We start from the raw sequence: 9,822 nt of genomic DNA, 5'->3' as shown, positions 1-9,822 counted from the left end.
CCAACATTGGGCTCTTCTATGTTAAGTTCTAAGCCCGAGCTCTCCAAAACACTTACATTGGACCATTCCATGTTAGTGTTTTAAGTCATATCTTTACAATACCCCAACATTGGGCTCTTCTATGTTAGTGTTTTGAGCCCGTTCCATCCAAAACCCCAACATTGAACCCCTCAACAAGCATTTAATTCTTTCACTTCAAACAAAAGAGGCTAACCAATTGGTTAACCTCCAAAGTCTTATCCTTAACTTGCTTTCCCTTCTGTCGCCATTTCCTTTTTCTCCTTCGAAAAAAACCATCCTCCTGCTGCGATCAAAATGAGGACAGTATAGAAAATGATTTTCCACTCCATGGAGTGTGCAAACGAAGAAGGGAGCACGGATAATGCCGGGTGAGAAAGTGTATAAACCGAAAGCTTAACCCCGACCCAGCCAACAATCATAAACGCTGCAATTTCTAATCCAGGCTTCTTTTGCAGAAGATTAACAAATACATTGGCCGCAAATCGCATAATAATTAATCCTATTAATCCTCCGGCAAAAATGACGATAAATTTTCCTCCGTCAAGTCCTCCAATGTTCGGAAGGCTTGTATCCGGAAGTGCTACCGCGAGTGCAACTGCTGCTAAAATAGAATCAATCGCAAAGGCGATATCCGCTAATTCCACTTTAAAAACCGTCATCCAGAAGCCAGCCTTTTTCTTTTCCTCTTGGGAAGATGCTTTTTCTTTTCCCTTATTCACGATAAGCTTTCTAAATATATGATTGAAGGCAATAAATAATAAATAAAGTGCACCGATTGCTTGAACCTGCCAGATATCGACTAGATATGAAATGACAAATAAGGATCCGAATCGGAATATAAAGGCACCAGCCAGCCCATAAAATAATGCCTTTCTTCTTTCCTGCTCAGGAAGATGTTTAACCATAATCGCTAGCACTAATGCATTGTCAGCCGCCAAAAGTCCTTCTATCCCAATCAACAGCAGTAATACCCAGCCATATTCTAATAAAATTGATAATTCCATTGTTACTCCTCCATTTTTCCTATAAAGTGAACTACATCTTAGCGATCGTTTTTTATTTCTTTACTTTATTTGCTAACTCAGCCTTCTTTTCAAGTCGTTTTTCAATGATTTCCAATTGAACCTTATCTTTCATGATTTCTTCCTTGTTTTCCTTAAAAAGCTGTTCAAATGAAGCTTTTCTTCTTTTTAACATTTTATTTCCCCCTTTTTTATAAAGCATTTCCTTTTTTGCAAACAAAAAAACCTTTACCAGCAAGCGGTAAAGGTTTAATAAACAAATAAAGACCTTTACCGTAAATAGGTAAAGGTCTTGCTAACAACGATAATAAGTTGCCGACAATGCCGGGAGATCAGATCTCCGAAGTGACGACTTTGCCGTTAAAGCTACTCCCCTTTAGGAGAAACTATTTAATTGATAAATTAATCATAATTGAAATAAATGGTTCTGTCAATTACTTNNACCTAATTATATTCCAATCCATAACGGCTAGTTTTCTTTTTCGTGATAATATGCTTATCATCAATACGCTTTTCGATTTCCTCAAGCTGATCTCTGTCTCTTAGAAGTTCTTCTCTATTCTTTCTGATTAAACTTGATAATGTTACTCTTTTTCTGCTCATTGTAATATCTCCCTTTATTCATGTTGTATGTTTCATAGAATGTATCCCCATTAATATGCATAGCCCTAAAGGCTGTTACTCAAACACAATTGTTTTATTCCCATGGACAAGAACACGATCTTCTACATGCCAAGCAACTGCCTCCGCGAGAACGGTTCTTTCCACATGGCGACCAGCTACTTTTAAATCCTCTGACGAGTAGCGGTGGTTTACGCGCAGAACATCCTGCTGAATAATTGGCCCTTCATCTAAATCATTTGTTACATAGTGGGCGGTTGCTCCGATCAATTTCACTCCCCTGTTAAAAGCCCTCACATATGGGTTGGCCCCAACAAAGGCTGGAAGGAATGAATGATGGATGTTGATAATTTGGTTCGGATATTTCGATATAAAATTCGGCGAAAGAATTTGCATATATCTTGCCAGTACAATAAAGTCTACTTTCCCATCTAATAGCTCTAATGTCTTCTGCTCAGCTTCCTGCTTCGTTTCATGAGTCAGCGGGATATGGTAAAAAGGAAGCCCGTAACTTTCAACCTCATCAGCTAAGTGAGCATGATTGCTAATCACTAGCGGGATGTCAACAGGCAATTCCTTTGACTTCCAACGCCAAATTAGCTCCAGAAGGCAATGATCCATTTTGGATACAAAAATCGCCATCCTCTTTCTCTTCTTAGAACTGCTAAGCTGCCAGTCCATAGAATGATTTTGAGCAATTTCATGCAAACCCTGTTCCAATCCTTCAATAGATGTGTCAAAGTTTTGTAAATCAAACTCAATCCGCATAAAAAATCTGCCTGCATGAGGGTCGGTTGTATGCTGATCAAAGTGAACAATATTCGCTTGATGCTCTAATAAAAAATTGGAAATGATCGAAATAATCCCCGGCTTTTCTGGGCACGAAATCAGTAATACGCCTCTATTTCCTTTTTCTCTCGTTGTCATTGTAACACCTCAATTCAAAATTAAGCATGAATGGCTCTTCCATCTACTGCTAATGCAGCCTCCCCGATTGCTTCTGCTAACGTTGGATGAGGATGAATCGTTCTAGCAATGTCCATTGATGTAGCTTCAAGAACGCGAGCAAGACCTGCCTCTGTAATCATATCTGTCACATGCGGGCCAACCATATGGACACCGAGCAGCTTTTTCGATCCTTCTTCAACAACCATTTTCACAAATCCATCTGATTCGCCGTAAACAAGGGCTTTTCCGATTGCACGGAATGAGAATTTCCCTGTTTTCACCTCGTAACCTTGCAGCTTTGCTTCTTCCTCTGTTAGCCCTACACTCGCAACCTCAGGACTGCTATATATACATTTTGATACTAGTGTTGGATCCAGCGGCGTTGGATTTTTACCTGCAATATGTTCTATCGCGATCATTCCTTCATGTGAAGCTACATGTGCCAGCTGCAATCCTCCAATGACATCTCCAATTGCGTAAATATTAGACTCATCTGTTTGATAGTATTCGTTTGTAACGATAAACCCGCGCTCAACGTTAATGGTCGTGTTCTCAAGACTTATCGACTCGATATTAGGTAGTCGGCCTACAGAGACGAGAAGTTTGTCTGCAGAAAAGGTTTTCTCTTCGCCCCGATGCTCTGCTTTAATTGTTACACCATCGCCTTTTTCCAGGGACTGAGGAAGCACCTTAGCACCTGTAACAATCTTAACCCCTTTTTTCTTCATTAAACGCTGTACTTCCTTAGATATATCTACATCCTCTGTCGGAATAATTCGATCAGCAAATTCAATCACTGTTACTTCCAATCCGAAATCAACGAGCATAGAAGCCCATTCAATCCCAATCACACCGCCGCCAACAATAATAATCGACTTTGGCAGTTCTTCCATTTGAAGCGCTTCATCCGATGTCATGACATACTTTCCATCGGCTTCTAGTCCTGGAAGTGTCCGTGGACGTGATCCAGTTGCAATTACTATATTTTTAGGAGCAAGAATGATTTCCTCTTCCCCATTATTCAAATCTACCAATATGTTTCTAGACTCTAGGATTCTGCCTTTTCCTTCATAGACATCAATTTTTCCTTTTTTCATTAAGTGCTGCACACCTTTAAACAGGCGATCAGTAATCTCAGCTTTTCTTGCCTGTACCTTGGAAAAATCAAGTCCAACTTCAGGGGCTATAACACCATATGCTTCTGCATTTTTTGTCGTTGCATAAACCTCCGCGCTTCGAAGTAATGCCTTACTCGGAATACAACCTGCATGTAGACATGTTCCTCCAAGCTTTCCTTTTTCAACAACCGCAGCTGTTAAACCTAATTGAGAGGCACGAATAGCCGCAACGTATCCGCCTGTACCGCCACCTATAATGACTACATCATATTCTTTGGTCAAATCATTCTCTCCTTTGGATATATTGTGAACATTTTAACAATCAATCCCTAAATTTATCCACGAAAAAAAGGACAGAAAAAGGGTAAGATTGTTTACCCTTCTCTGTCCTTTTACCTGAGAGTTTAAGCCCAAATTAATAATGGGGTCCCCTTGGGTGTCGTCTAGTTTTTACGAGCTCTCCAGAGATGCGTCCCGTTGTGGTTCCTCTACCTGAGAGATTTGTTCCAAGGGTCTTTTTGGAACTTGCTCCTTCGGTGGCTTGTCGTAATGCTCTCTCCCACAACCGTCATCCGCCTGTATTGAATTTTCTATAAATTTAGAATAATACTTTAGCGCTGTAATGTCAAGCATTTTTACAGAATCTTAATCTTTTTTGGGAAAAAGTTCACAAAGTGTTCATTCCTGTATGAAAACCACAAACTCTTTTTACAATAATTGTAGATTGACAGCATTTGATCTGCCTATTAAAATATTATCTTTGGGTACCCGCCCACGTGGTTCGTAACCATCCCACGATAAAAAACTAAGGAGAGAATTTAATATGAAAGTAAAAACGCTTGTCGGAAATGGCATTTTAGCAGCTTTATATATTGCTGTCTCCATGCTGATCCAGCCTTTTGGATTTACTAATATCCAGTTTCGTGTTTCCGAAATGTTTAATCATCTAATCGTCTTTAACAAGAAATATATTTTCGGAATGGTATTAGGTGTATTTTTAACGAATTTATTATTTTCACCAATGGTCGCGTACGATCTTATTTTCGGTGTCGGACAAACACTGATTTCATTATTAATCACGATTGCATGCTGCCGATTTATTAAAAATATTTGGGCACGCATGGTAGTAAACACACTTGTTTTCACCTTTACCATGTTCCTTATTGCCTTAGAGCTTCATCTTGCCTTTGGCTTGCCATTTATGTTTACATGGCTCACAACCGCTATTGGCGAATTCATCGTAATGGCAGTTGGAATGCCTATTATGTATGCATTAAATAAACGTGTAAATTTTGAAAAGGCCATTTAGTAAAAGAGTTGGCGTGTGCCAACTCTTTTTTATATTCATACTGTAACTGCTGCAAAAAACTCGTTATAAAGTGCCCGGACCGCTCGATTCTCATCGATTTCCTTCACACCAAACATCATGCTCACCTCAGAGGAGCCTTGGTTAATCATTTCGATATTAACCCCCGCTTTTGCCAAAGCCTTTGATGCTCTTGCTGTTGTACCAATATTGTGGCGCATTCCTTCACCTACAACCATGATAAGCGCAAGACTATGCTCAATCACGACTTCATCAGCATCTAGCTCTGTCTTAATTCGACCAATGATCTCCTCTTCCATACCTGGAGCAAATTGATTTTCCCTTAAAATAATGGAAATATCATCGATTCCTGAAGGTGTATGCTCATAGGAAAGACCATAGCTTTCTAATATCTCCAATAGCTTTCGGCCAAATCCAATTTCTCTGTTCATTAAGTATTTACTAACATAAATGCTGCAGAAGCCTTCGTCACTTGCAATCCCAATAACCGGGCCATTTGTATTGTCCCGCTCATAAACAATTCGAGTGCCTGGTGCCGATGGATTATTCGTATTCTTTATATGTACAGGTATCCCCGCTCGGAATGCCGGAACAAGTGCCTCATCATGTAAAACACTGAATCCCGCATAGGAAAGCTCACGCATTTCTCTATAAGTTAATTCCTTGATCTCCTTCGGTCTTTCTACGATAAAAGGATTAACTGAATATACAGCATCCACATCTGTAAAGTTTTCGTACAAGTCTGCTTTAATTCCATTAGCTAGGATGGAGCCAGTAATATCTGATCCGCTCCGTGAAAAAGTAAAAATCTCACCTTCCTTGCTATAACCAAAAAACCCAGGGAAAATCACGATGCCTGAACGCTCACGCAGTTCAAACAAACGATCATAGGCCTCTGGCAAAACCTGGGCATGACCTGGTTCTGCACTCACCAAAAGCCCAGCTTCCTTCGGGCTTACATAGTGAGCCTCCACACCCTGTTTACGGAAATAAGCCGCAACCAGCTTAGCATTGTTGTCTTCGCCGCTCGCCTTCAGTAAATCCATGAATCTCTCTCGGTTGCTTTTATCTGAATTTACCCTTTCAAGTAAATCCTGTTGAATAATATGAATAATTTCATCTGATAAATCTAATTCCTCTGCAATTAAAGCATATCTTTCGATAACAGCATCGAACTTTTTCTTTGGATCTTTATTTTGCAAACAGAGCTCTCCACATTCAATCAAGAGATCTGTTACCTTTTCGTCCTCTCCAAATCTCTTACCCGGTGCAGACACGACAACTACCTTCCTAGCGGGATCAGAAACAACAATCTGGAAGACCTTTTCTAGTTGTTTTCCGGATGCTAAAGAAGATCCGCCAAACTTTACGACTTTCATCCTGACATCTCCTAACCTGTAAAAAATATATCCCTAATTTTACTCCTATTCAGAAAATAATCAAGAGTTTTTCCTCTCTATAAGGACATTTGTTTACTAGTAGTGGACAAGTTAGTTCTAAATACCTATTATCATTTTGGCCCTTCTAGACACTTCCGAATGTTTTTTTATTAAAAAGGTTTATCATTAACAACTTTACCCATTTTTAAAATATAATAGGATTAAATCAATAAGAAATAAGGGAGCAGACTATATGGGGATTCTTATTGTGGACGACAACCAGGCGAACTTGTTTGTTATCGAAAACATTCTTAAGCGTGCAGGCTATGATGATTACTTATCATTTACTTCAGCACAGGATTTATTCACTTTTTTGCTAAAGGAACAGCCACTAGATATAGGAAAACAGATAGACATTATCCTAATGGATATCATGATGCCTGAAATGGACGGAATTGAAGCATGTAAACAACTCCAGCAAATTCCTCATTTAAAGGATATTCCTGTTATATTTGTAACCGCTCTTGAAGATTCTAATAAGGTAGTTGAGGCACTTGATGCTGGAGGCATTGACTATGTGACGAAACCGATAAATAAGACCGAGCTACTGGCAAGAATTCGAGTGGCATTGAGACTGAAATACGAGAAGGACTGGCATATTGAGCAAGAAGAAAAGATCCGAAATGAGTTAGAATTATCCATGCATGTCCAGACAGGCTTGTTAAGCGAGCCGGTTTATAAGGATAACCTTTTATTAAAGGCTTCCTACTTACCCGCGTATAAATTAGCAGGTGATATGTACTATTGGCATAGAATAAATGATCATCGTTTTGCTGCCATACAGCTTGACATGATGGGGCACGGAATATCAGCATCACTTGTATGCATGTTTATATCTTCAGTATTAAGGGATTCAATCACAACATACGCCGATCCTGAGTATGTTATGAAGGAGCTTAACCGCTGGATGAATTCTTTAAACCATCGAAACCAGCAAATTCCTTATTATTTTACGGCTATTTATCTTGTTCTTGATACGAAGGAGAAAACGCTGGAATACGTAAATGCAGGTCATCCAACTGGATTTGCTCTTGTCAATCATACCGAACTAAAAGAGCTTTCTAGCAATACTTGTGCTGTTGGATTCTTCGAAGAAATCGAAATCAAAAAATCAATTATTAAATATACAGATTCTATTCAATTGCTATTATGTACTGACGGGGTTGAAGAAACCATTGATCATCATGAATCAGACGGCTATGAATTTATTAAGAACATCGCTTCATCCTATTGGCATGATTCCAAAAGCAAAGAACCTATTGATTTTATTTTAACGAAAAAACAACAAGTCAACGCAGATGATGACATTTGTGTAGTATTAATTCAAGCGAAATAAAAAGGAAGCAATTATTCAATTTGAATAGTTGCTTCCTTTTTTTAAAATATTACAAGTTAACATCCACTTTAATCAATTTCTCCTCATCTTTATCAATGCCGATATACCTTAATGTTTCGGCATGGGTTTGATGATTGTATATGGACATTAAGATGGAAATGGCAATACCCTTTCGATAGGCATGATAGCCGAATGTTTTTCTAAGTGTATGCATGCCAATCTTTCCGCAAATGCCAACTTCCTTGGCAGCTTGATTAATGATTCGGTAAGCCTGCTGACGCGAAATAGGCAGATGATTCTTTTTGGATTTGAAAAGATAATCATCTTCCATAAAATCAAATGTAGCTAAATAGTTTTGCAAAGCCGCCTTCACTTTACTATTAATATAATGAATCTTTTGCTCATCCCTTTTATCGTCATGAAGATAAAGAAATTCCTTTATTTCCTCACCGTCCCAAATATCTCCGACCTTTAAACATAGCAAATCATGCACTCGAATGCCTGTGTTAATGCCAAATACAAATAGTAAAAAATCTCTTAATGATTGCTTCTTTAAGTTTTCTTTCATCGCGTTAATTTTTTCGACATCCTTAATAGGATCGACGTATTCCACTGTGGTTCCTCCTGCTATCTAATGTTACTAAAATAAGGTATCAGAAATTGCAAAGACATACAATAAGATATTTCAGCAACTTTCATAGATATATCAGCGACTTTCGAGATTATCAGCGACTCTCATATATATCCACCATTCAGTTTTTCTCACCTTATTTCCCCTCTAGAAATTCCTTCAAATCATCCTGTACACTTTCCTTTGTAAGCTCAACCTTTGAACGATAGGCAGCCCGATTTAATAAATGCGCTACCACTGGAGAGGTTAGAAATACAAAGAAAATGCCTAGTATGAGTCTAATACTGAAGTAGCCGTCAGCCAGCAAGAAGAAAAGAAAGGTCCCGAATAATGTACAAAGCACCCCTAAGCTTGCACTTTTTGATACCGCATGTGAACGGGAATACACATCAGGCAGCCGAATTAATCCGATGGCGCTTAGAAAGCTCAGAACCGTGCCGATTAAAAGAAACACAGCAACAATGATGTCAATGTATACGTTTTCGTTCAATCACAACACCTCTTTCAATGAATCTCGCAAAGGCAATCGTACCAACGAATGAGAGGATGCCAATTAATAAAATGATGTCAAAAAAAGCATGTGTCCTCAAAAGGATCGAAAGGCATGCTACACTAGCAATCAGGTTTACCCCAATATTATCTAATGCCATTACCCGATCTGGTGTAGAGGGTCCTTTTATAACACGATAGAGAGCAGCAAGGATCGAAAGGGACAAGAAGAATAAACAGACTAATAATAATTGATTAAACATTATCGGGTTACCTCCTTAATCGCTTTCTCATATTTTATCTGCGACTGAAAAACAGCATGCTTGGAGTCTGGCAAATTTAAGGCATGGAGATAAAAAACCTTATTGCTTGGAGAAACCTCCATAACAACAGAGCCTGGGGTTAAGGTTAATAGTAAAGCAAGTAACGTAATTTCCAAATCCCCTTCTAGATCCGTCTCCATTTTAAATATCCCAGGGGTGACATCGATCTTAGGCCTGATGACTTCTTTAATAATCGCGATACTAGATGTAACCGATTCACTCAAAAATAGGATAAACAGCTTCATAATGGCGATAAACCGTTTCAAATAAAAGGATGTTGGGAAAAAGCGCCTTAAAGAAAATATCACGATAATTCCCACTAGATATCCGCCAAAAAAGGACAATATACTCCATTCATCCTGAAAAAACATCCATAAAAAGGCGATAAAAAGATTTATTAACACCTGAACTGGCAAGGTTTCTCCTCCCTTCCGGAAATGCGCAAGCGCCTTGGTCACCCCCGACAAGCATAAGACGAGCCTCACGGAAAGGTGTTCTTTCCTTTCTGGGAGGATCGGCTTATGACCTCGAGGGGGTAGGCGCTGGA

The 9,822-nt window shown here is 39.0% G+C and carries 12 protein-coding genes and 3 riboswitches; of the genes, 2 read left to right on the top strand and 10 right to left on the bottom strand.

Annotation, left to right across the window (positions count from 1 at the left end):
- Window positions 1-242: 242 nt before the first annotated feature.
- From V7149_RS15110 to lpdA, 5 genes are all read right to left on the bottom strand, one after another.
- Complete coding sequence (locus V7149_RS15110; protein ID WP_335346439.1) at window positions 243-1,025, bottom strand: TerC family protein; 783 nt, start codon at window positions 1,023-1,025, stop codon at window positions 243-245.
- 52 nt (window positions 1,026-1,077) lie between these two features.
- Window positions 1,078-1,218: an FbpB family small basic protein gene (locus V7149_RS15105; protein WP_335346438.1), complete on the bottom strand. Its 141-nt coding sequence runs from the start codon at window positions 1,216-1,218 to the stop codon at window positions 1,078-1,080.
- 269 nt (window positions 1,219-1,487) lie between these two features.
- Window positions 1,488-1,646, bottom strand: a complete 159-nt coding sequence (locus tag V7149_RS15100; RefSeq protein ID WP_335346437.1) for an FbpB family small basic protein — start codon at window positions 1,644-1,646, stop codon at window positions 1,488-1,490.
- A gap of 75 nt (window positions 1,647-1,721) precedes the next feature.
- Entirely contained in the window at window positions 1,722-2,591 is an 870-nt protein-coding gene (purU, locus tag V7149_RS15095; protein WP_335346436.1) for a formyltetrahydrofolate deformylase, read from the bottom strand.
- 20 nt (window positions 2,592-2,611) lie between these two features.
- Window positions 2,612-4,012, bottom strand: coding sequence for a dihydrolipoyl dehydrogenase (gene lpdA / locus V7149_RS15090; protein ID WP_335346435.1), 1,401 nt, complete (start codon window positions 4,010-4,012; stop codon window positions 2,612-2,614).
- A gap of 92 nt (window positions 4,013-4,104) precedes the next feature.
- A riboswitch (glycine riboswitch) is annotated at window positions 4,105-4,200 on the bottom strand.
- Window positions 4,201-4,302: riboswitch (glycine riboswitch) on the bottom strand.
- 198 nt (window positions 4,303-4,500) lie between these two features.
- Window positions 4,501-4,545: riboswitch (PreQ1 riboswitch) on the top strand.
- Window positions 4,546-4,553: 8 nt separating this feature from the next.
- Between lpdA and V7149_RS15085 the strand changes: the two genes are divergently transcribed.
- The gene (locus V7149_RS15085; RefSeq protein ID WP_335346434.1) at window positions 4,554-5,039 is read left to right on the top strand and encodes a QueT transporter family protein; all 486 of its coding nucleotides are present in this window, start codon (window positions 4,554-4,556) and stop codon (window positions 5,037-5,039) included.
- Between the two features lie 35 nt (window positions 5,040-5,074).
- Here the strand turns inward: V7149_RS15085 and V7149_RS15080 are convergent, their stop codons facing one another.
- Complete coding sequence (locus V7149_RS15080; RefSeq protein WP_335346433.1) at window positions 5,075-6,436, bottom strand: aspartate kinase; 1,362 nt, start codon at window positions 6,434-6,436, stop codon at window positions 5,075-5,077.
- 253 nt (window positions 6,437-6,689) lie between these two features.
- Here V7149_RS15080 and V7149_RS15075 point away from each other — a divergent pair, with 253 nt between their 5' ends.
- Window positions 6,690-7,832 (top strand): PP2C family protein-serine/threonine phosphatase, encoded by a 1,143-nt coding sequence (locus V7149_RS15075; RefSeq protein ID WP_335346432.1) that lies wholly within the window; start codon window positions 6,690-6,692, stop codon window positions 7,830-7,832.
- Between the two features lie 49 nt (window positions 7,833-7,881).
- Here V7149_RS15075 and V7149_RS15070 read toward each other — a convergent pair whose 3' ends face one another.
- The 4 genes from V7149_RS15070 to V7149_RS15055 all read right to left on the bottom strand — a co-directional run bounded on the left by V7149_RS15070 (window position 7,882) and on the right by V7149_RS15055 (window position 9,691).
- The gene (locus tag V7149_RS15070) at window positions 7,882-8,445 is read right to left on the bottom strand and encodes a tyrosine-type recombinase/integrase (protein WP_335346431.1); all 564 of its coding nucleotides are present in this window, start codon (window positions 8,443-8,445) and stop codon (window positions 7,882-7,884) included.
- Window positions 8,446-8,599: 154 nt separating this feature from the next.
- Window positions 8,600-8,953, bottom strand: a complete 354-nt coding sequence (gene mnhG, locus V7149_RS15065; protein WP_335346430.1) for a monovalent cation/H(+) antiporter subunit G — start codon at window positions 8,951-8,953, stop codon at window positions 8,600-8,602.
- On the bottom strand, window positions 8,931-9,215 hold the full coding sequence (locus V7149_RS15060; RefSeq protein ID WP_335346429.1) for a Na(+)/H(+) antiporter subunit F1: 285 nt from the start codon (window positions 9,213-9,215) through the stop codon (window positions 8,931-8,933). The genes mnhG and V7149_RS15060 overlap by 23 nt, the downstream gene beginning before the upstream one ends.
- Entirely contained in the window at window positions 9,215-9,691 is a 477-nt protein-coding gene (locus V7149_RS15055) for a Na+/H+ antiporter subunit E (RefSeq protein ID WP_335346428.1), read from the bottom strand. Before V7149_RS15055 ends, V7149_RS15060 begins: the two co-directional genes overlap by 1 nt.
- Window positions 9,692-9,822 lie beyond the last annotated feature (131 nt).

Origin of the sequence: Bacillus sp. JJ1503, from assembly GCF_036965125.1 — a bacterium.
Classification (GTDB): Bacteria; Bacillota; Bacilli; order Bacillales; family Cytobacillaceae; genus Cytobacillus.
This window is presented reverse-complemented; position numbering and strand designations above follow the sequence as displayed.